At 67.7% G+C, this 21,698-nt stretch carries 20 protein-coding genes; 17 read left to right on the top strand and 3 right to left on the bottom strand.

Annotation, left to right across the window (positions count from 1 at the left end; genetic code table 11):
• Positions 1-295 precede the first annotated feature (295 nt).
• The 10 genes from BM066_RS11995 (at position 296) to BM066_RS25975 (ending at position 10,448) form a co-directional block, all read left to right on the top strand.
• Entirely contained in the window at positions 296-478 is a 183-nt protein-coding gene (locus BM066_RS11995) for a Flp family type IVb pilin (protein ID WP_018062000.1), read from the top strand.
• Positions 479-648: 170 nt separating this feature from the next.
• Complete coding sequence (locus tag BM066_RS11990; protein WP_018061999.1) at positions 649-1,161, top strand: A24 family peptidase; 513 nt, start codon at positions 649-651, stop codon at positions 1,159-1,161.
• 201 nt (positions 1,162-1,362) lie between these two features.
• Entirely contained in the window at positions 1,363-2,253 is an 891-nt protein-coding gene (gene cpaB / locus BM066_RS11985; protein ID WP_018061998.1) for a Flp pilus assembly protein CpaB, read from the top strand.
• The gene (locus BM066_RS11980; protein WP_018061997.1) at positions 2,250-3,848 is read left to right on the top strand and encodes a type II and III secretion system protein family protein; all 1,599 of its coding nucleotides are present in this window, start codon (positions 2,250-2,252) and stop codon (positions 3,846-3,848) included. Before cpaB ends, BM066_RS11980 begins: the two co-directional genes overlap by 4 nt.
• Positions 3,849-3,897: 49 nt before the next feature.
• On the top strand, positions 3,898-4,575 hold the full coding sequence (locus BM066_RS11975; RefSeq protein WP_018061996.1) for a CpaD family pilus assembly protein: 678 nt from the start codon (positions 3,898-3,900) through the stop codon (positions 4,573-4,575).
• A complete protein-coding gene (locus tag BM066_RS11970) occupies positions 4,575-6,155 on the top strand; it encodes an AAA family ATPase (protein ID WP_018061995.1) in 1,581 nt (526 codons plus the stop codon). Before BM066_RS11975 ends, BM066_RS11970 begins: the two co-directional genes overlap by 1 nt.
• 4 nt (positions 6,156-6,159) lie before the next feature.
• Positions 6,160-7,695, top strand: coding sequence for a CpaF family protein (locus tag BM066_RS11965; RefSeq protein WP_018061994.1), 1,536 nt, complete (start codon positions 6,160-6,162; stop codon positions 7,693-7,695).
• 3 nt (positions 7,696-7,698) lie between these two features.
• Complete coding sequence (locus BM066_RS11960; protein ID WP_018061993.1) at positions 7,699-8,679, top strand: type II secretion system F family protein; 981 nt, start codon at positions 7,699-7,701, stop codon at positions 8,677-8,679.
• Positions 8,680-8,692: 13 nt separating this feature from the next.
• On the top strand, positions 8,693-9,664 hold the full coding sequence (locus BM066_RS11955) for a type II secretion system F family protein (protein ID WP_018061992.1): 972 nt from the start codon (positions 8,693-8,695) through the stop codon (positions 9,662-9,664).
• Between the two features lie 325 nt (positions 9,665-9,989).
• Positions 9,990-10,448 (top strand): hypothetical protein, encoded by a 459-nt coding sequence (locus BM066_RS25975; protein ID WP_143093722.1) that lies wholly within the window; start codon positions 9,990-9,992, stop codon positions 10,446-10,448.
• Between the two features lie 1,076 nt (positions 10,449-11,524).
• On the opposite strand, the gene BM066_RS11950 is transcribed toward BM066_RS25975, so the two are convergent.
• The gene (locus tag BM066_RS11950; RefSeq protein ID WP_026176534.1) at positions 11,525-12,349 is read right to left on the bottom strand and encodes a tetratricopeptide repeat protein; all 825 of its coding nucleotides are present in this window, start codon (positions 12,347-12,349) and stop codon (positions 11,525-11,527) included.
• An 89-nt stretch (positions 12,350-12,438) separates the two neighbouring features.
• Here BM066_RS11950 and BM066_RS11945 point away from each other — a divergent pair, with 89 nt between their 5' ends.
• Genes BM066_RS11945 through BM066_RS11935 form a run of 3 tightly spaced genes read left to right on the top strand, consistent with a single transcriptional unit; the run spans position 12,439 to position 15,524 of the window.
• Positions 12,439-13,860, top strand: coding sequence for a leucyl aminopeptidase family protein (locus BM066_RS11945; RefSeq protein ID WP_018061989.1), 1,422 nt, complete (start codon positions 12,439-12,441; stop codon positions 13,858-13,860).
• Positions 13,857-14,705: a C40 family peptidase gene (locus tag BM066_RS11940; protein WP_018061988.1), complete on the top strand. Its 849-nt coding sequence runs from the start codon at positions 13,857-13,859 to the stop codon at positions 14,703-14,705. The genes BM066_RS11945 and BM066_RS11940 overlap by 4 nt, the downstream gene beginning before the upstream one ends.
• A 42-nt stretch (positions 14,706-14,747) precedes the next feature.
• On the top strand, positions 14,748-15,524 hold the full coding sequence (locus tag BM066_RS11935; protein ID WP_143093721.1) for a hypothetical protein: 777 nt from the start codon (positions 14,748-14,750) through the stop codon (positions 15,522-15,524).
• Positions 15,525-15,645: 121 nt separating this feature from the next.
• On the opposite strand, the gene BM066_RS11930 is transcribed toward BM066_RS11935, so the two are convergent.
• Both BM066_RS11930 and BM066_RS11925 read right to left on the bottom strand, forming a co-directional pair.
• Positions 15,646-16,170 (bottom strand): thioredoxin family protein, encoded by a 525-nt coding sequence (locus tag BM066_RS11930; protein WP_018061986.1) that lies wholly within the window; start codon positions 16,168-16,170, stop codon positions 15,646-15,648.
• 179 nt (positions 16,171-16,349) lie between these two features.
• Complete coding sequence (locus BM066_RS11925) at positions 16,350-16,997, bottom strand: c-type cytochrome (protein ID WP_018061985.1); 648 nt, start codon at positions 16,995-16,997, stop codon at positions 16,350-16,352.
• 158 nt (positions 16,998-17,155) lie between these two features.
• On the opposite strand from BM066_RS11925, the gene BM066_RS11920 reads away from it, so the two are divergent.
• From BM066_RS11920 to BM066_RS11905, 4 genes are all read left to right on the top strand, one after another.
• Positions 17,156-17,893, top strand: a complete 738-nt coding sequence (locus tag BM066_RS11920; protein ID WP_018061984.1) for a 3-deoxy-manno-octulosonate cytidylyltransferase — start codon at positions 17,156-17,158, stop codon at positions 17,891-17,893.
• On the top strand, positions 17,890-18,738 hold the full coding sequence (locus BM066_RS11915; RefSeq protein ID WP_018061983.1) for a prephenate dehydratase: 849 nt from the start codon (positions 17,890-17,892) through the stop codon (positions 18,736-18,738). Before BM066_RS11920 ends, BM066_RS11915 begins: the two co-directional genes overlap by 4 nt.
• Before the next feature lie 176 nt (positions 18,739-18,914).
• Complete coding sequence (locus tag BM066_RS11910; protein WP_143093720.1) at positions 18,915-21,068, top strand: FG-GAP-like repeat-containing protein; 2,154 nt, start codon at positions 18,915-18,917, stop codon at positions 21,066-21,068.
• A 116-nt stretch (positions 21,069-21,184) separates the two neighbouring features.
• Positions 21,185-21,601: an MAPEG family protein gene (locus tag BM066_RS11905; RefSeq protein WP_018061981.1), complete on the top strand. Its 417-nt coding sequence runs from the start codon at positions 21,185-21,187 to the stop codon at positions 21,599-21,601.
• The last annotated feature ends 97 nt before the right edge of the window (positions 21,602-21,698 follow it).

Here is a 21,698-nt window from a genome sequence, read left to right as displayed (position 1 = left end):
GCTTTGTACGCCGCCAGCATGCCCGGGAATGGTCAATAAAGAACTAAGCTGGCTACTTGTGTATTCTTTCCGACACTTGAGAACATGTTGTCGCATAAGGAGTTTTTGCCCCTTTCTGCATCATATAGTTAAGAAGAAATAATGGTAAACTAAAATAAACCAATGAAAAAATCGCGGAAACCATTGGCTGTTTACTGGGCATTAAGTGAGGTGGGCGAAATTGATCGTGTTTTCGGGGGTGAGCAAGTCGACACGGCTTGGAGCCCAGATCCACTTACTGACCAGGAGATCCACCATGTCGAAGTTCGTCACCCGCTTCCTGAAAGATGAATCCGGCGCGACCGCCATCGAGTACGGCCTGATCGTCGCCCTGATCGCCGTCGTGATCGCCACCATCGTCACCACCCTCGGCGGCAGCCTGAAGGCGACCTTCGCCAAGGTGAACACCACGGTGACGACCGCGAACAGCGCGACCTAAGACGCTCTGACGCTCGAAAAAAAAGAGGGCCTCGGCGGAAACGCCGGGGCCCTTTTTCATGTCCGTCACCCCGGAGTCCCGGACCGCCGGCCGGTGGAAAATGCGGGACGGCAACCATTGCTTCATCGGATCGGGCGCAGATTGCCGCCGTTGGAACACGCAAGGCCGCCATGCAGACCTTTCAGTTCGCTCTGCTGCTCATCTTTCCCGCGCTGGTCGTCGTGGCCGCGCTGAAGGACGTCACCAGCTACACGATCCCCAACTGGATCTCCCTGGCCCTGATCGTCGCCTTCGCGCCGGTCGCGCTGTTCAGCGGGGCCTCCCTCGCGACCATGGGACTGTGCCTGGCCGCCGGCCTGGTCGCCCTGCTGGTCGGGATGGGGATGTTCGCGGCCGGCTGGATCGGCGGCGGCGACGCCAAGCTGTTCGCGGCGGCCGTCCTGTGGCTGGGCTGGCCCGCCGCCCTGCCGTTCATGCTGGTCACCGGCATGGCCGGCGGCGCCCTGACCCTGGGCATCCTCGGCCTGCGCTCGGGCTGGTTCGAGCCGGTGCTGGCCGGCAGCCCCGCCTGGCTCCGCAAGCTCGGCGCCCAGGGCGGCGACATTCCCTATGGCGTGGCCATCGCGGTTGGAGCCCTGGCGGCCTTCCCGCAAGGCGCGCTGGCCCTGGCCGTCGGCGGCTAGGGGCGAGCCTGTCTCGGGCTTCTGGCGCCCGCGTCAGCCTGTCACGCCGCCGCCCCGCTTTTCGGACCGGCGCCTTTAGCCGCTGTTAACCATGGCCGCGCGAGCATGAGAGGCGGCCAGAAAGGCTGTTCGACGATTCGTGCGTGATCGCCTGAAGGCGGCTCGCCCCCGCCTGTATCTCCGTCGCCAGAGCCCGACCGCATGAATCCTCTTCGCGTCATGATCGTCCTGGTCGCCGCCGTCGCGGCCATCGGCCTGGCCGTGGTCATGCAGAAGGCGATGGGCGGCAAGCCCGCGCCCGCGCCGATCGCCCAGGCCGCCGCCCCGTCGACCAAGCCCATGACCCAGGTCCTGGTCGCCAAGCGCGACCTGGCCATCGGCGACCGCCTGACCGCCGGCGACGTCGACTGGCAGCCCTGGCCGTCCGACACCGTCAACGCCGCCTTCATCACCAACGGCGCGGCCGATCCCGTCCCAACCAAGGCGACCGCCAAGGCCGCCAAGGCGGTCGGCGACGCGGCGGGGACGATGATCGGCGGCGTCACCCCTGAAAAGGCCGTCGAGGGCGCGATCGTGCGCGACCCGATCCTGGCCGGCGAACCCATCACCGCCCGCAAGATCGTCCGTGGCGGCGAAGGCGGCTACCTGTCGGTGGTCCTGGGACCCGGCAAGCGCGCCATGGCCGTGCCAGTCACCTCCGAAACCGCGGTCGGCGGCTTCATCCTGCCCGGCGACCGGGTCGACGTCATCCAGACCCGCGAGGCGCAGAGCTTCGGCGAGGGCGATGGCGGGGCGATCAAGCAGACCGTCGCCGAGACCGTCGTCCAGAACGTGCGCGTGCTGGCCCTGGACCAGAGCACGGCGGCCGAGAAGGACGCCAAGACCATCGTCGCCTCCACCGCCACCCTCGAGGTCGGCCCGGTCGAGGCCGAGGCCCTGACCCGGGCCAAGGCCGGCGGCCCGGTGACCCTGACCCTGCGCGCCTACACCGACCTGGGCGGCCCCTCCGGCCTCGCGGCCGCTTCGCAAGATTCCGCCGTCGTCCGCATCAACCGCGGCGGCCAGACCTCCAGCATCTCGGTCCGCCCATGATCCGCCGGCTCCTCTCCGCCTCGCTCGCGGCCGTCCTGGCCCTGGCGTCGTCGACCGCCGCCCTGGCCGACGGCCCGGCGGCCGGCACCCATCTCTACCGGACGCCGGCTCGCGTCGCGTCGCGCCCGATCGAGACGCCGACCCTGGCCCCGCCCGCCGACCAGGTCCTGCGCATCGACCTCACCACTACGGGCGCCCAGAGCCTGGTCCTGTCGCGCGGCAAGTCGGCGATCATCGAGCTGCCGGTCGACGTGCGCGACATGCTGGTGACCAATCCTGCCGTGGCCGACGCGGTGCTGCGCGGCCCGCGCCGCATCTATGTGCTGGGCATGGCCCTGGGGGCGACCGACGCGGTGTTCTTCGACGCCTCGGGCCGCAAGATCCTCAGCCTGGCCATCCGGGTCGAGCAGGACTCCACCGCGCTGGAAGAGACCCTGCGGCGCGTTCTGCCCAACGCCAACATCCAGGTGCAGGCGATCCGCGACAGCGTGATCCTGACCGGCGCGGTGGCCAACACCGGCGAGGCGGGCATGGCCTCGCAGATCGCCAGCAAGTTCGTCGACAAGCCCGACAACGTGCTGAACATGCTGACCATCGCCGGCAAGGACCAGGTGATGCTCAAGGTCCGCATCGTCGAGGTCCAGCGCAACATCATCAAGCAGCTGGGCTTCAACACCGGCGCGGTGCTGGGCCAACTGGGCGGGGCGCAATATTCATTCGGCATGAGCCCGACCTTCGGCGTCAACGGCGCGCTCCTCGGCGGCGTGACCGGCGGTTACAAGCTGGACACCACCAAGCAGCCGATCGCCGCGGCGCCGGCCCAATGCACCAACAGCACCGTGGTCAACGGCTCCAACATCGGCAACTGCGTGGGCGTCGACCGCATCGGCAGCGACGGCCTCAACTCGGCCAGCGCCATGGTCCAGGCCTTCGAGCGGGTGGGGCTGCTGCGCACCCTGGCCGAGCCCAACCTGACCGTGGTGTCGGGCGAATCCGGCAAGTTCCTGGTCGGCGGCGAATTCCCGATCCCGGTCTCCCAGGACATCTCCGGTCGGGTCTCGCTGGAGTTCAAGCCGTACGGCGTGGGCCTGGGCTATACGCCGGTGGTGATGTCGGGCGGCCGCATCTCGCTGAAGCTGTCGACCGAGGTGTCGGAGCTGACCAGCCTCGGCGCCTTCACTTTGGCCAGCAGCACGGGCGGCACCAATCTGAGCGTGCCGGGCCTGACGGTCCGGCGAGCCGAGACCACGGTCGAGCTGCCGTCGGGCGGTTCGCTGATGATCGCCGGCCTGCTGCAGCAGACCAGCAAGCAGAACATCGACGCGCTGCCGGGCATGACCAACCTGCCGATCCTCGGTTCGCTGTTCCGCTCGCGCGACTATCTGAACGGCGAGACCGAGCTGGTGGTGATCATCACCCCCTACATCGTCGACCCGACCAAGCCGCAGAACCTGCAGACCCCGGCCGACGGCCTGCAGACGGCGAGCGACATGGGCACGGTCCTGCTGGGCCGGCTCAACAAGGTGGTCAAGGCGCCGGACGGCGCGAACAGCGGGCGCGCCTACCAGGGCCCCGTCGGCTATGTGATCGAGTGAGAACGCGGACATGACGCGACCCCATCCCCATTTGCTCCAGACGACCTTGATGAAGCTGACGGCCGGCGGCCTGGTCCTGGCGCTGCTGACGGCCTGCGCCTCGTCGGGCGCCGGTCCGGATACGGCCGCCCTGCCACGCACCGACTCCCAGCAATGGGAAGACCGGGTCCATGTCGACTCCCGTCCGGACGAGGTGCTGCTGGCCCTTCACGCCGAGGGGCTGTCGGCCGCCCAGAACCAGGCCCTGGACCAACTGCTCGGCCGCTGGCTGGCCGCCGAGGCGCGCGAGATCGTGGTCAACGCCCCGACCGGCGGCGCCAGGGGCGAGATCGCCGGCCGCATGGCCGCGGCCGCCCGCCAGCGGCTGGTCGCCATGGGCGCGCCGGCCGCCAAGGTCCGGGTGACGGGCTATGACGCCGGGGGCGCGCCGGGCGCGCCGCTGAAGGTCGGCTTCCTGCGCTACACCGCCCACGTCCCGCAGTGCGGCGGCTGGGAGAACATCACCGCCACCCGCAACAACGCCGCCTACGAGAACTTCGGCTGCGCGGTGACCGCCAACATCGCCGCCCAGGTGGCCAATCCCGAGGATCTGCTGGGTCCGCGCGCCGAGACGCCGATCGACTCCGGGCGTCGCGCGACCGTGCTCGACAAGTACCGCAAGGGCGAGGTCACCTCGTCGGCCAAGGACGAGCAGTCCAACGGCGTCATCTCGAAGGCGGTCAACTGATGGCCCCGCGCAACGATCACGACCCCTTCGACCTGGGCTTCGAGGCCGACGACGACTTCGCCGCGCCCGGTATGTCCCCGGGGAGCGACCCGTGGCGCGGCGCGCCGCCGGCGCGTTCGAGCGCCGACGACCCGTTCGCCGATTTCCCGCCCGTGCGGCCCGGCGAAACCGTCTCCGCGCCGTTCGCGGACCTGCCGCCGCCGGCCGAGCCGTACATGCCCAAGCCGCCGGCCGCCGCCGCGCTCGCCGCCCCGCCGGCCGCTCCCGCGGCGACCCGGGCCGTGCCGATCGAAGCGGCCGAGCCGGTCGCGCCCGTCGCCCATCCGGTCGGCACCACCCAGGCCCTGGTGCAGGAGGTGCTCGCCGCCGCCGACGCCGACATGGGCGAGGCGGCCGTGCCGCGCATCACCATCCACGCCTTCTGCGCCCGGCCCGAGACCGTCGCCCTGGTCGAGGCCGCCGCGGCCGACCGCCGGATGGCCCGCGCCTCGACCATCGCCCAGCCCGGCGGACTGGAGGCGGCCGTGGCCTATTACCAGAACCAGTCGACTCCCTCGCTGGTGCTGGTCGAGAGCCTGGACGCCGCGCCGCGCATGCTGGCCCTGCTGGACGGCCTAGCCCAGGTCTGCGACCCGGGCACCAAGGTCGTGGTCATCGGCCAGACCAACGACATCGCCCTCTACCGCGAGCTGATGCGGCGCGGGGTCAGCGAGTACATCACCCAGCCCCAGGGGCCGCTGCAGATCATCCGCGCGGTCTCCAGCCTCTATGCCGATCCCTCCGCGCCGTTCGTCGGCCGGCAGATCGCCTTCGTCGGCGCCAAGGGCGGCGTCGGGTCCTCGACCCTGGCCCACAACTTCGCCTGGTCGATGGCCGAGCGCGTGCAGGCCGCCACGGTGATGGTCGACCTGGACCTGCCGTTCGGCACCGCCGGCCTCGACTTCAACCAGGATCCGCTGCAGGGCGTGCTCGACGCCCTGACCCAGCCCGACCGCCTGGACCCGGTGCTGATGGACCGGATGATGGTCCGCTGCGGCGACCGCCTGTCGCTGTTCGCCGCGCCCGGCGCCCTGGACCAGGACTACGAGATCCCGGCCGACGCCTTCGAGGAGGTCACCCAGAAGATCCGTGGCGCCGCGCCCTTCGTGGTGCTGGACCTGCCGCACAGCTGGAGCGCCTGGACCCGCCGGGTGCTGATCGCCAGCGATGACCTGGTCGTGGTGGCCACGCCCGACCTGGCTTCGCTGCGCAACGCCAAGAACATCGTCGACCTGGTTCGGGCCGCGCGCCCGAACGACGCCCCGCCGCGCCTGGTGCTGAACCAGGTGGGCGTGCCTGGCCGTCCCGAGATTCCGGTCAAGGACTTCGGCGAGGCCCTGGGCCTGACGCCGTCCCTGGTGCTGCCGTTCGATCCCAAGCCCTTCGGCCAGGCCGCCAACAACGGCCAGATGGTCGCCGAGGTGGCCCCCAAGTCGAAGGCGGCCGAGGGCATCGACCACCTGGCGCGGCTGATCAGCCGCCGCGAACCGCCGGCGGTCCAGAAGACCTCGGTCCTCTCCAGCCTGTTCAAGAAGAAGTAGGGGCATGTTCGGCAAGCGCGATCAGGCCGCCATCCGCACGGAGCAGGCGCCGCCGCCCGTCTCGACCGGCGCGCCGGCCATCGCCACGCGTCCGCAGCGCGTCGAGCCCGCCGCCAACGAATCCGGCGCGCCCGCCGCCCAGGGGGCCGGGCCGGCCCTGGCGACGCCCGCTCCGGCCAAGGCCGCCGGCCCCAAGGCCACCAACGGCCTGGAGCAGCTGCGCGCCGCCCAGGGCGCGCCGCCGACCACCCAGGTGGTCCGCGAGCAGAGCGACTACTACCACGCCACCAAGACCACGATCTTCAACGCCCTGCTCAACACCATCGACCTTTCCCAGCTGGCCCAGCTGGACCTGAAGGCGGCGGCCGAGGAGATCCGCGACATCGTCGCCGAGCTGGTGGCGATCAAGAACGTCTCGATGTCGGTGTCCGAGCAGGAGCACCTGGTCCAGGACATCATCAACGACGTCCTCGGCTACGGCCCGCTGGAGCCCCTGCTGGCCCGCGACGACATCGCCGACATCATGGTCAACGGCGCCCACCGGGTGTTCATCGAAGTGGGCGGCAAGGTCCAGCTGACCAATGTCCGCTTCCGCGACAATCTGCAGCTGATGAACATCTGCCAGCGGATCGTCAGCCAGGTCGGCCGTCGGGTCGACGAAAGCTCGCCGATCTGCGACGCCCGCCTGCCCGACGGCAGCCGCGTCAACGTCATCGCCCCGCCCTTGGCGCTGGACGGTCCCACCCTGACCATCCGGAAGTTCAAGAAGGACAAGCTGACGATGAAGAACCTGGTCGACTACGCGTCGATCAGCCCGGAAGGGGCGCGGGTGCTGGGCGTGATCGGCGCCTGCCGCTGCAACATCGTCATCTCGGGCGGCACCGGTTCGGGCAAGACCACCCTGCTCAACACCATGACCGCCTTCATCGACCCCACCGAGCGGGTGGTGACCTGCGAGGACGCGGCCGAACTGCAGCTGCAGCAGCCGCACGTGGTGCGCCTGGAAACCCGGCCGCCCAACCTGGAAGGCCAGGGCGCGGTGACCATGCGCGACCTGGTCAAGAACTGCCTGCGGATGCGCCCCGAGCGGATCATCGTCGGCGAAGTCCGCGGCCCGGAGGCCTTCGACCTGCTGCAGGCCATGAACACCGGCCACGACGGCTCGATGGGCACGCTGCACGCCAACAGCCCGCGCGAGGCGATCAGCCGGATCGAGAGCATGATCACCATGGGCGGCTACGGCCTGCCCTCCAAGACCATCAAGGAGATGATCGTCGGCTCGGTCGACGTCATCGTCCAGGCCGCCCGCCTGCGCGACGGCTCGCGCCGCATCACCCACATCACCGAGGTGGTGGGGCTGGAAGGCGACGTGATCGTCACCCAGGACCTGTTCGTCTACGAGATCAACGGCGAGGACGCCGAGGGCAAGGTGCTGGGCAAGCACCGCTCGACCGGCATCGGCCGTCCGCGCTTCTGGGACCGCGCCCGCTATTACGGCCTGGAGCGCGAGCTGGCCGAAGCCCTCGACGCGGCGGAGTAGGCGATGCTGTTCATCCTCGCCGGCGTCCTGGGCTTCATCACCATCGCGGGCCTGGGCTTCGTGCTGGCCGGCGGCGGCGACAACGGGGCGGCCAAGACCGTCAAGCGCGCTCAGCTGATCACCGGCGGTGACCGCCAGGCCGTGGCGGCCCGCGCCAAGGCCGCGGCCAACACCCCCGACGCCCGCCGCAAGCAGATCCTCAAGACCCTGAAGGAACAGGACCAGAAGAAGAAGAAGGCCTCGCTGACCGTCGCCGCGCGCCTGCGCGCCGCCGGCCTGGGCGACAATGTCCGGATGTTCTGGATCATCAGCGGCGTGGTCGGGCTGACGGCCGGCCTGGTGCTGCTGCTGCTGCGCCAGATGCCGCTTGTCGCCCTGGGCGCGGCCTTCGCCGCCGGCTTCGGCCTGCCGCGCTGGGTGGTCGGCATGATGGCCAAGGCCCGCACCAAGAAGTTCACGACCGCCTTCTCCGACGCCATCGACATCGTCGTGCGCGGCATCAAGTCGGGCCTGCCGGTCCATGACTGCCTGAAGATCATCGGCAAGGAGTGCCCCGAGCCCCTGGCCGGCGAGTTCCGCGTCCTGGTCGAGAACACCGGCATGGGCATGTCGATGGAGCAGGCGCTGGAGCGCATGTACGAGCGCATGCCGACCAACGAGCTGCGCTTCTTCACCATCGTCCTGACCATCCAGGCCAAGACCGGCGGCAACCTGGCCGAGGCCCTGGGCAACCTGTCGACCGTGCTGCGGGCCCGCAAGCTGATGGCCGAGAAGATCAAGGCCCTGTCGGCCGAGGCCGTCGCCTCGGCCTTCATCATCGGCTGCCTGCCGCCCGGGGTCATCGCCCTGATCTCGATCACCGCGCCCACCTACATGGCGCCGATGTTCAGCGACCAGCGCGGCCACTTCATGCTGATGATCGCCGGCTTCTGGATGGCCGTGGGCATCTTCGTGATGCGCAAGATGATCAACTTCAAGTTCTAGGGGAGGCGAGATCATGATCGAGAAGCTCACCGACCCGCAGACTCTGTTCAGCATCTTCATCGCCATCGTGGTGTTCGCCACCATCGTCACCCTGGCCTCGCCGATGATGAGCAGCAACGGCCTGGAGGGCCGGCTGAAGTCGGTGGCCAACCGCCGCGAGGAGCTGCGCCGCCGCTCGCGCGAGGCCCTGTCCCAGAAGGGCGGCGGCTCGCTGCGCCACGTCGACGAGGGCATGTACAAGAGCGTCGTCGACCGCCTGCAGCTGTCCAGGCTGCTGGAAGACCCCAAGGTGGTCGACAAGCTGGCCCAGGCCGGCTTCCGCGGCCCCAAGCCCGTCTCGACCTTCTACTTCTTCCGCTTCCTGATGCCGTTCGTGTTCGCGGTGGTGGTGGCGTTCTACCTCTATGTGGTCAACGGCTTCGGCCTGTTGCCGGTGCAGAAGATCGCCGCCTGCTTCTTCGCCCTGACGGCGGGCTACTACGCGCCCAACCTCTACATCTCCAACATCGCCCAGAAGCGCCGCGAGTCGATCGTCCAGGCGTTCCCGGACGCCCTGGACCTGATGCTGATCTGCGTCGAGAGCGGCATGTCGATCGAGGCGGCCATCGCCAAGGTCGGCGCCGAGGTCGGCTCGGCCTCGATGGAGCTGGCCGAGGAGCTCAGCCTGCTGACCGCCGAGCTCAGCTACCTGCCCGAGCGTCGCCTGGCCTACGAGGGCCTGGCCCGGCGGACCAACCATCCCGGCATCCGCTCGGTGGTCACCGCCATGATCCAGGCCGAGCGCTACGGCACCCCGCTGGGCGCGGCCCTGCGGGTGATGGCCAAGGAGAACCGCGAACTGCGCCTGTCGGCCGCCGAGAAGAAGGCCGCCGCCCTGCCGGCCAAGCTGACCGTGCCGATGATCGTGTTCTTCCTGCCCGTGCTGTTCATCGTGATCATGGGTCCGGCGATCATCAAGATCCAGGACGTGATGAAGCACCGGTAAGGCCGGGAGCGCCGTGCCCGCTTTCGACCCAATACAGACATTACCTGCATGAGAACTGGACCGGCCGGTTCTACATGTGAACGGTCAACAGGGCATGGCGAAAGTATACGCCTTGATGGCCTCAGGCGGGTCAAAGGAACGCAGGCGGTTGCGGCCGCTCTCTGGCGCCGGGACCGCTCGGCTATAGGGCGCTCAGCGAAGGCGGGAGAAGCATCGTCGCTTAGTCCGCTTTTCACCGTCCGACAGGATGGGCCAAGCGGTCCTGAAGTCGAGCTCAACTAAAAAGCATGTCGTTTTGGATTGCCAACATAGGTCTAGATCGCGGATGGCCAGTGTGAAGATGCCTGTAGTCGCGTTGCTGGTCGCCGCACCGGCTCTCATTCTCGCGAACTGCGCGCCACCTTCCGACCAAATCGCTGCGAGCACGAGGCACTGCGCCGATGTGCGTGTTGCGGCCGACCTTAGTATGCGCCTGAGCTCATACGGCGAGGATAATGAGCGGTGGGTCGTGCAGGCGTGTCATCCTAGCGGAACGGCTTGCACGCGGGTGCTGAGCTATGAGCATGCGCCGCCGCCTGTCTACTCGATGGGCGACGACGAAACAGTCACCATCGAGGTGCTGGGGGGAAAACTCTTAGCGCATGTCGATGAAGCGGCGACGAGCCGAAAATTCCATTTTCGCGCCCACAAGATCACCGGCAACATGGGAGCGGAAGGCGTCAAGTCGTTCTATGCCAGAATACAGCATCGCTGCCCTCCGCCAAATCGCTTGTACCCGCGCTAGTCCGGCGGCGAAGGCTCCCCGCAAGGACGAAGAGCAGCTAACGACCGATGCTGTTGAAAAAGTCGGATTCCGGCTCAGGGCGTTGAATTTTCTGCGATATTAGGCCCTATTCGAAAATTCGCGCGGCCGGACGTGTATTCGCCAGCTTTGGCCTTGAGCGGACACTTTATAGCCGTCTACCGTGGTTTATTTGGCAATACTCCGAGATGCCGTGCAAAATGCTAAAATTCCCGCAAGTCAGCTTTTCGACTTTTTCAAAAGCATCGACCCAATACAGACATTATCTGCATGAGAACTGGACCGGCCGGTTCTACATGTGAACGGTCCGCAGGGCATGGCAAAAGTATACGCCTTGATAGTCTCGAGCGGGCCAAGGGAACGCAGGCGGCTGCGGCCGCTCCCTCAAGTTTTCTCAAGAGGTTCTCGGCATGACGCTGCTATCTCAAGGCTTAGTAATTTTGTTTCTGGCGCAGAGTGCGGAGTTGGCCGTACTTAGGGTCCTTGAAGGTTCCGACCTCTCGAGCGAAGGTATCGACGCACAGGTAATCAGCCTTCCTAGGGGGGTGAGCGCGGAGTCGTTCGCCGAGCATGTCGTTCAAGCTGAACATCTGAAAGCCTGGGGTGACGGCTCAATACGGCAGAACGAGACGCCGGGACCGCTCGGCTATAGGGCGCTCAGCGAAGGTAGCGGGAGAAGCATCGTCGTTTATTACTCGCGCGAGGAAAAAGGGCCGAGTGTGGTTTGCCGACTAAGAACAAAAGGCGCCAGGGGCCTTAGCGCCGCACGGTATCGCGCGCTTAGATGGTGCGCCGGACAAGTCGGCGTCGAGTTGCCGGCGTCACCTCCGCCGCCGGTAGGGGGCAATTAAACAGGGCCTCGCCACGGCGGCGAAAACTGAACCTGGCGCCGCAACCGGGCCAAGGCCGCTGCACGACGGACGCAACGTTCAAGCCGTGCGCCCGGGATGGTTGCTCGCGTGGGGGGCAAGTTCGGATTGCCACCCCAAGCTGACGTCCGGGGCGTCCGCTTGGCGCCGGTTGGAGGTCGCCTTGGCGAGGGCGATCCTCTTTCCCCTCTACCCGCCCGCCTTCACCGCGTCCCACGAGCGAGTGGCGCTGGCTTGTCCGACGGCGGCGCGCAGCCAGGCCAGGTTGTTGTCGACGGACTCGGGCGGCAGGTCCTGGCGGGCCAGTTTCTCGGCCTCGTCGAGGCGGCCCTGCAGGCCGACCACCAGGGCCAGGTTCTGGCGCACCTGGATGGTGGCGGTGGGCAGGGCGGCGGCCTGGCGCAGCAGCTTCTCGGCTCCGGGCAGGTCGCCGCTCGAGGCCAGGTGCATGGCTAGGTTCGTCAGGGGGACCGCCTCGGCCGGGGCCAGGGCCACGGCCTGGCGATGGGCCGCCAGGGCCTCGTCGTCGCGCTTGGCCTGCTCGTAGGCCACGCCCAGCAGCGACAGCGGCCGCCAGTCGCGCGGCTGCAGGGCGGCGGCCTTGCGGCCCGGCTCGATCGCGTAGAAGCCCTGGCCGCGCGCCACGTTGGCCCGCGCCGATTCCATCAGGGCGTCGTAGTTGTCGGGCACGACGATCAGGATGCGGCCGGCCGCGTCGGCGGCCTCGTCGTAGCGGCCCAGGGCGCGCAGGGCCTGGGCCAGGCCCACGCCCGCCTCGACGTCGCGGCCGTCGCGCTCGGCCTCGGTCGACCAGAAGGCCATGCGGGTCAGGGGATCGGCCCGCCGCATCTCGGCCCGTTCGGCCGGCGTGGCCTTGCGCGGCGGCTCGGGCGCGGCGACGGGGGCGGTCGCCGCCGCGGGCTTGTCGGCGGCGTACGCCGAGGCCGCCGTCAACACGCCGGAGGCGAGGAGGGGGACGAGAACGGTTGCGAGGCGCGCGCGCTTGCGACACATGAAGAAGGATCTCCCGACGGTGTTCGCATCCTCGCGCGCGGCCCTCAAGGAATCGTTAAGCATAATCTTCACCCCTTCAGGGCGCGTCCATGTCGGAACCGATCATCGCCTCCTCGTCCCGTGCTCCCGAGGAGGGCGCGCCGACGCCGATCCATTGCCTGTACGAGGATGAACTGACCGCCTTCGTCGAGGCGCGGCCCAGTTTCGTGAAGGGCTTCGTGGCCCTGGAGGACTTCAAGGCCAAGGCCGGCCAGGTGCTGGTCCTGCCGACGCCGCAAGGGGCCGTGGACCGCGTGCTGCTGGGCCTGGGGGCCCGGGACAAGGCCGAGGCCATGCTGTTTCGCGCCCTGCCGGCCCGCCTGCCGGCCGGCGACTACCGCCTGGCGGCGACCCCCGACGGCCTGGATCCCGGCCAGATCGCCCTGGCCTTCGCCCTAGGCGCCTACCGGTTCGACCGCTACCGGCCTCGCGGCGGTGAGGAGCCGCGACGACTGGTCGCGGACGAAAGCGTCGACCTGGACGAGGTCCGCGCCGTGGCCCACGCCTGCGCCCTGGCCCGCGACATGGTCAACACCCCGGCCAACGACCTGGGGCCGCTGCAGATCGAGACCATCGCCCGCGAGATCGCCGAACGTTACGGCGCGACCCTGGAGGTGATCCTCGGCGACGACCTGCTGGAGCGGAACTATCCGGCCGTCCACGCCGTGGGCCGCGCCGCCGTCCCGTCCCGGGCGCCGCGCATGCTGGAGCTGACCTGGGGCGATGCGGCCCACCCGCGCCTGGCGCTTATCGGCAAGGGCGTGGTGTTCGACACCGGCGGTCTGGACATCAAGCCGTCCGGGGGCATGCGGCTGATGAAGAAGGACATGGGCGGCGCCGCCCACGCCCTGGCCCTGGGCCGGATGGTGATGGCCGCCGGCCTGCCCGTGGCCCTGACCGTGCTGGTGCCGGTGGTCGAGAACGCCATCGCCGGCGACGCCATGCGGCCCGGCGACGTGCTGGCCACCCGCGCCGGCCTGACCGTCGAGGTCGGCAACACCGACGCCGAAGGGCGGCTGATCCTGGCCGACGCCCTGGCCCGGGCCGCCGAGCTGGAGCCGGCCCTGACGATCGACCTGGCCACCCTGACCGGCGCGGCCCGCGTGGCCCTGGGGCCGCAGGTCATCCCCTTCTACACCCCCGACGACGACCTGGCCCTGGAGATCGAGGAGGGCGCGCGCGAGGCCTCCGACCCCGTCTGGCGCATGCCGCTGTGGGACGGCTATCGCGAGGCGGTCGAGGGCGACATCGCCGACCTGAAGAACGACCCCGACGCCTGGGCCCAGGCCGGCTCGATGACGGCGGCCCTGTTCCTGCAGCGCTTCGCCCCGACCACCGGGTCGTGGGCGCATTTCGACATCTTCGCCTGGAACCCCAAGGCCCGGCCGGGCTTCGCAGCTGGCGGCGAAGCCCAGGTGATCCGGGGCCTCTACGGCATGCTGAAGTCGCGGTTCCCGAAGGCCGACGCATGAGCGATCCGCGCCCCAATGACCCGAGGGTGACGCTGGCTCGCCCCGACCTGGCCGACCTGGACCTGCAGGGCCTGGTCGCCGCCGAGCGCTACGCGGCCCCGACCCTGCGCCAGGTCGCCGTCCCGACCACCGCCCTGCGCAAGGCCGCCCATCCGATGGCCGAGCAGTGGGACCAGCTGCTGTTCGGCGAGCTGTTCCGGGTGCTGGAGGTCAAGGACGGCTTCGCCTGGGGCCAGGCGGCGCGCGACGGCTATGTCGGCTTCGTCGCCGAGGACGACCTGGCCGCGCTTGGGGCGCCGGCCACCCACCAGGTCGCCGTGCCGCGCACCTACGCCTTCGCCGAGCCGGACATCAAGTCGCGGCCGGTCGGCCTCTATTCGCTGAACGCCCTGACCGCCATCGAGGCGACCGAGGGCCGGTTCGCCAAGGGCGAAGGGACGGGCTGGTTCGTCGCCGCCCACCTGGCCCCGATCGGCAAGGCCCTGACGGACTATATGGCGGTGGCGGAGGGCTATCTCGGCGCGCCCTACCAGTGGGGCGGTCGCGAATCGCTGGGGCTGGACTGCTCGGGCCTGGTGCAGCAGGCCCTGGCGGCTTGCGGCAGGGCGGTCCCGCGCGACACCGACATGCAGCTGGCCTTCTTCGCGCCGATCGCGGCCGAGGACCGCCGGCGCGGCGACCTGGTGTTCTGGAAGGGCCACGTGGCCCTTCTGCTGGACCCCGACACCCTCCTGCACGCCAACGCCCACCACATGGCCGTGGCCGTCGAGCCCCTGGCCGGGGCGATCGCCCGGATCGAGGCGGCCGGCGGCGGGACGCCGACGGGGTGGCGGAGGCCGTTTTAAATACCGTCGTTCCCGAGGCACACTCAGAAAGAATGATCGCAGATGACGAATATCGGGCCGAGCTCATCACAAATCTGTTTTAGCCCGACCGTCCGGAAGAAATTTGAAGCGCTCGGTAAATTGGAGCTTATCGACTCTCTTGAGGGTTTCTATTCGCAGTTGCTGAAATGCCGCCGCGATTTCGTTGAATACTCAAATCCAGAAACCATGAGCGAGGTCGCGCGCGCGGCTGCGAATGTTCAGGTCTTGCAGCAGGTTCATCTGCATCGTGCCGAGCGGTTGCTGGTTTCGGCGGGGTCGATGATCGCCGAAGAGAACATCTACGGCCTGACTCTCCTCATTCGAGGACATATCGAGTCGACGGCCATAATGGGTTACCTCTGTGATCGTATTCGTGCGTTTATGAACGGAAGTGTCCCGTTCGAAAGGGTCATCTTCGATATCGCCCACGCCCTAATGGGGGTGAAGCATGTGATGTTCAAAGAAAAGCCTGATCCTGTGAATATTATGACGGCTATTGAGAAAGCGGACCGCTATTTCGAGCGCAAAGCTGGTTCGTCCGGGCAAGGTATGCTTGCGGATTGCTACGCTTGGCTGAGCGACTTTGCGCATCCGAACTTCCTTTCCGGGGGTTCCGCGCTAAAGCTCAACCGGTCCCTTGGTCGGTTGGAATTCCGTCACGGGTTCGGGCTCAGTGAGGAGGAGATAGGGCACCTTGGCTATCTCAATATTAGCGCAGCGCTCTTCATTATGTTCTTCAATGATCTAACCGAGATGGTGCCCAGCGCCTTTCCTGTTGGTCTCAGTCCCGACATCTAGATCGTCATTGCCATTCATATCTCTCCGCATGCGCCTACTTATTTGCGCGCGAGATTTTGCGCGCGAGATCAAAAAAGAGCGCAAGCATTTCGCATAAGCCAAATGCCGAACTTGGCTTAACTCACTTCGGCCACTGCGCCAGCCAGTCGACGATCGACTGCGGCGTCATGTGGCGAGCGTCGGTCAGGGCGAAGAAGGCGCCGTCATTGACCAGCTTGCCCTTGGCGTCGACCACCAGGAAGCTGGGCACGCCCTTCAGCTTGTCCAGCCCGTATCGGGCCGGGATCTGCATGTTCTTGTCGTAGCGGCCGACGTTCACCGTCACGACCTCGTAGTGCTTGTCGACCCAGGCCTTGACGTCGGGCTGCTCGATGACGCCGGCGAAGACCCGGCAGTCGCCGCACCAATTGCCGCCGAAATCGATCAGGGTCAGCTTGTGGGCCTTCTTCGCTCGCTTGAGGGCCGCGGCGACGTCGGCCTCGGCGTCGGCCTTCTCGTCATAGGGATAGGGCGGGGTCGGCAGGTCGGCCAGCGACTTGAGGGCCACGGTCGGCGCCTTGGCGGCGAAGGCCGAGCCAGGAAGCGCGGAAACAGGGGCGGCGATCAGCAGCGCGGCGAAAGAGGCGGCCAGCAGGCGAGACGTCATGGTCGAACGGTTCCGGTGAAACGGTGCGGTTCGATACTCTACTCACGGAATGGGAAAAGACCGCAAGGCCAGCTTTGCTGCAGGCGGCTTCACGCCGCCTGGGGCGCCTTGAAAGGCGGCAAAAGAAAAGGCCGCGAAGCGAACTTCGCGGCCTTTGATTCTTTTGGACCTGAAGACGATCAGGACTTGGCGGCGGCTGGGGCCGGGGTGGCCGGAGCGGTCGCGGCGGGCGTTCCGGCGGCGGCCGGAGCGGCGGGCGCGCCAGCAGCGGCCGGAGCCGCGCCGGCGGGCTTAGGGGCCGGGATCGGCAGGCTGGAGCCCAGGCTGTGCAGGTAAGCGATCATGGCGATCCGATCTTCCTGCTTCTTCAGGCCGACGAACGTCATCTTGGTGCCCGAGACGTCCTTGCCCGGCGCCTTCAGGAAGGTGTCGAGGTGGTCGTAGTCCCAGACCGGGTTCTTCGAACCGAAATCGACCATGGCCGCCGAATAGGCGAAGCCGGGGTGGGTGCCGGGCTTGCGGCCGACCACGCCGAACAGGCCTGGACCGGTGTGATTCTCGGGCGTGAAGTTGTGGCACGAGGCGCACTTGGCGCTGACCGCCTGGCCTGCGGCGACATTGGCCGGGGTCAGGACGCTGCCCCAGTCGGGCGCGACCTCGGCGGCCGCGCCGCCTTCGCCCGCCTCTTCGGCGACCGCGATCTCGTAGCCGGGCTTTTCAAGCTCGTGCTTGGCGAAAACGATGTCCGACGCTTCCCGCAGACCGAAAATGATCAGGCCGGTCAGCAGCACGCCGCCAGCGATCTTGTTGAACGTCAGGTCGCTCATCTAAAGCCTTACCAGCCTCTTGGGGGCCGTCTGACGACAGGCCCGAAATCCGCGCCCGGAGGTTTCCCCCGCGCGCTCCATGTTGCGCTCGCGTCTCTTACACGCTACCGCCCGAGGCGCAACCGGGCAGCAACGGTTTTGACCCGCAACGGCCTTACATGAACCCCATCGTCGTCATTCCGGCCCGCATGGCCGCCACCCGCCTGCCGGACAAGCCCTTGGCCGACATCGGCGGCGTGTCGATGATCGTGCGCGTGCTGCGCCAGGCCCAGGCGGCGGGAATCGGTCCGGTGGCGGTGGCGGCCGGCGACATCGCCATCGTCCACGCGGTCAGGCAGGCCGGCGGCCAGGCGGTGCTGACCGACCCGGCCCTGCCCTCGGGCTCGGACCGCATCCTGGCCGCCCTCGAGGCGCTGGACCCCGAGCGCCGCCACGACGTGGTCATCAACCTGCAGGGCGACATGCCGTTCGTGCAGCCGTCGGTGCTGAGCGCCTGCGCCGACCTGCTGAGCGCCCATCCCGGCTGCGACATCGCCACCGTCGTCGCGCCGGAGGCCTCGCCGGCCGACCGGTCCAACCCCGACGTGGTCAAGGCCGTGCTGGCCATGGAGCAGAACGGCCTGTCGGGCCGGGCGCTCTATTTCACCCGCTCCACCCTCTATGGCGAAGGGCCGGTCTGGCGCCACATCGGCATCTACGGCTATCGCCGCGCCGCCCTCGAAGCCTTCAACGCCGCCCCGCCCTCGCCGCTGGAGAAGCGCGAAAAGCTGGAGCAGCTGCGGGCCATGGAACTGGGCCTGTCCCTACGCGCCGCCGTGGCCGCCGAGGCCCCGATCTCCGTCGACAATCCTTCGGACCTAGAAGCGGCGCGCGCCTACGCCGGGAAACACGCATGAGCATCCTCAAGAAGATCGCCTTCCAGGGCGAGCCCGGCGCCAACAGCCACGAGGCTTGCCGCACCTATTTCCCCGACTACGAGGCCGTGCCCTGCGCCACCTTCGAGGAGGCGTTCGAGGCCATCAAGACCGGCGCCTGCCAGCTGGGCATGATCCCGATCGAGAACTCGATCGCCGGCCGGGTGGCCGACGTCCACCATCTGCTGCCGGCCTCGGGCCTGAAGATCGTCGGCGAGCGCTTCAAGCCGATCCGCTTCCAGCTGATGGCCAACAAGGGCGTGACGCTGGAGACGGTGAAGATCGCCTGCTCGATGCCGATCGCCCTGAGCCAGTGCCGCCACAGCCTCAAGAAGCTGGGCCTGGCCCACGAGAGCGCCGGCGATACGGCGGGCGCCGCCAAGGCCCTGGCCCTGAAGCCCGATCCGACTCGCGCCGCCGTCGCCCCGGCCCTGGCCGCCGAGATTTACGGCCTGGACATCCTGGCCCGCGACATCGAGGACGAGCGCAACAACACCACCCGCTTCCTGGTGATGACGGCCGAGAAGAAGCCGGAGCCGCCGCCGTTCACCCACCGCTGCGTGACCAGCTTCGTGTTCAAGGTCCGCAACCTGCCGGCCGCCCTCTACAAGGCCCTGGGCGGCTTCGCGACCAACGGCGTCAACATGACCAAGCTGGAAAGCTACATGGAGGGCGGGGCCTTCACCGCCACCTTCTTCTACGCCGAGGTCGACGGCCGCCCTGAGGACCGCCCCCTGGCCCTGGCCTTCGACGAGCTGAAGTTCTTCTCCGAGAAGTTCGAGGTGCTGGGCGTCTATCCGGCCGATCCGTTCCGGGACCGGGTGTAGGGTCCGGGCGCCGACCCGTACAATGACTGGACAGCGGCGCCGGGGCCGGATATTCGTCCAAAAGTTGTTTTTCGGGGGTTTAAATGACGATTCAGTTGGCGAATGATTTCATCATCGAAAACGATGAAGTCTATAGTGGAGAGCCAGCGTTTTATCTCTACAACTTCGGCGGAGCCATGAGGCTCGAGAATAACGGTACGATCACCTCCACCACGATGGGGATTAATTCGTACGTCTCCAGCGGCCTCATACTGAACGCCGGCAAGATCCAAGTCGAAGGAACCAGCACCGCCTACGGCATTTACTCGGGTCAGTGGTGCGCCGCGGTGCTGAACACTGGATCCATCGAGGTTTCCGGTGTCAACGCTTACGGCATGCTGTCCTGGTCTCCGGGGCAGAAGTTTGACAACCAGGGTCGGATATTGGTCTCCGGGACGGACAGCGCCACCGGGCTGCAGTTCGTCAACGGCACGACGCTGAGCAACACCGGGACGATCGACGTCCACGCCGGTTCAGGCTACGCGCGCGGCGTCTACATCGATCGGCTCGACGGCGGCGGTTTCCAGAACCGCGGCTCGATCACGGCCGTGTCGGACAGCGGCGTCTCTTACGGTCTGGTGCTGAGCGGCCTAGCCTCGGGCGCGCCGACGGCGCCCAATATCGTCAATTGGGGCGTCATCACCGCCGACGTGGCGATCTATTCCAACAGTGGCGGCTATTCTCCGCCCCAGGAGGTGGTCGACTACGTCGCCAACTACGGCACGATCAACGGTCAGATCTTCCTCGACCTCGGCGCCGACATTCTCAAGAACTACGGAACCATCCGGGGCGACGTGTTGATGGGCGCGGGCGGCGACACGGTCGACCTGCGTGGCGGTGTGTTCGTAGGCAGCGTCGACCTGGGTGACGGCAACGACTTCGCGATCGGCGCGGTCTCGGCGGACACCATCTACGGCGGCATCGGGCGCGACATGATCCAAGGTGCGGGCGGCGATGACATGCTCGACGGCGGGCAGGGCGTCGACATCCTGCTGGGCTGGTCCGGCGGGGATCACCTTCTGGGCGGAAGCGGCTCGGACACGCTCGATGGCGGAGCCGGGGCGGACATCCTCGTCGGCGGTTCGGGAAGCGATAGGCTGACCGGCGGGGCCGGGGCGGACATTTTCACGGCCACCCATGCCGAGCTGGCCGGCGATGTGATCGTCGACTTCGCCCGCGGCGACGTCATCAACATCACCGACGTCGATCCCGCCCAGTTCACCTATGTTCGCAACGGTTCGACCATCACCCTGGGCACCGGGGAGAGCTTCACGCTCCTCAACGCTCCGCATGGCGACCTCGTCGTCACGGCCGACGGCCACGGCGGCGTCAATCTGGCTCTGACCGGCGTGGCCAAGGCCGGGATTGGTCCGAACTTCAGCGCCGACTTCAACGGTGACGGGGTGAGCGACTTGGCTTGGCGCGAGATGGCTGGAACCTTCACCACCTGGACCACCGTGCTGGATCACGGCCAGCCGACCATGGCGGCGAACACCTTCATCACGAGCGACCAGAACAACAACTGGCAACTGGGCGCCGCCGCCGACTTCAATGGCGACGGCAAGGCCGACCTCCTGTGGCGCGACGCCGGGGGAACGCTCGACGTCTGGACTTCCACCGGATCGGGCTTCGAAGCGGGCGCCATCACCGACGGCGTCTCGTTCGACTGGGCGCTGGCGGCCACCGGCGACTTCAACGGCGACGGCAAGGCCGATCTGATCTGGCGTCACAGCGACGGCATGTTCACGGAGTGGACATCCAACGGTGTGGGTTTCAACAAAAATGTCTATTTGCAGGACGGGGTTGACCCCAGCTGGACCCTGGCCGGCGTCGGCGACTTCAACGGCGACGGCAAGGAAGACCTGATCTGGCGTCACAGCGACGGCATGTTCACGGAGTGGCGCTCGAGCGGCGCCGGCTTTCAGCCCAACGTCGTGGTGGACGGCTCGGTGACGCCGGACTGGACGATCGCCGCCATCGGAGACTTCAACGGCGACGGCAAGGACGACCTAATCTGGCGCCATGACAGCGGCGTCTTCTCGGAATGGGCGTCGACGGCGAGCGGGTTCGACAAGAACGTCTATGTCAACGGCGGTGTTGGAACCGACTGGGCGCTGGAGAGCGTCGGCGACTTCAACGGCGACGGCAAGGCCGACCTGCTGTGGCGTCACGACGGCGGCACGTTCACCCTGTGGAACTCCACAGGCGATGGCTTCACGCAGAACGTGCTGATCGACAGCTCGGTCAGTTCCGATTGGCATACGGCGGTCCGGGATTACTTCCTGATCTGACCTCGGTCGAGAACCGGAAGACGGAGCTTGCCGTCAGGGCAGGCTTCGCCTTCCGGTCTTTCGGCGCCTAACCTCCCGGCCAAGGCCCCAGCGAGGGGCCGGGGGAGAACTTTGATATGCACACTCTGATCGCGCCGGTGATGGCGCTGACAGCCTGGTCGCTGGTGATCTGGCTGTGGATGTACATCCAGCGGTTGCCGGCCATGAGCCGGGCCGGGCTCAAGCCGCAGGACGCGGCCTTTCCGGGCGGCCTGGACGGCCTGCCCGCGCCCGCCCGCCAGGCGGCCGACAACTACAACCACCTGATGGAGCAGCCGACGATCTTCTACGCCGCCGCCCTGGCCATCCAGGTCGCCGGCCATGGCGACGCCCTGGCGGTCCGGCTGGCCTGGGCGTTCGTGGGCCTGCGGGTGCTGCACAGCCTGATCCAGATCAGCGTCAACATCGTGCTGCTGCGCTTCACCGCGTTCGCGGCGGCGACGCTGGTGCTGGCCTGGATGGTGGCGCGGGAACTGGCGAGGTTGTTGGGATAAAGATCCTCCCCCTTTGGGGGAGGTGTCGCGGAGCGACGGAGGGGGTCTGCGGACTCGGCGGGTGAAACCCCCTCCGGCCCTCCGGGCCACCTCCCCC

Origin of the sequence: Caulobacter sp. UNC279MFTsu5.1 (assembly GCF_900114015.1) — a bacterium.
GTDB lineage: Bacteria > Pseudomonadota > Alphaproteobacteria > Caulobacterales > Caulobacteraceae > Caulobacter.
The sequence above is the reverse complement of the archived record's forward strand: the minus strand, read 5'-3'. Positions and strand labels throughout refer to the sequence as shown.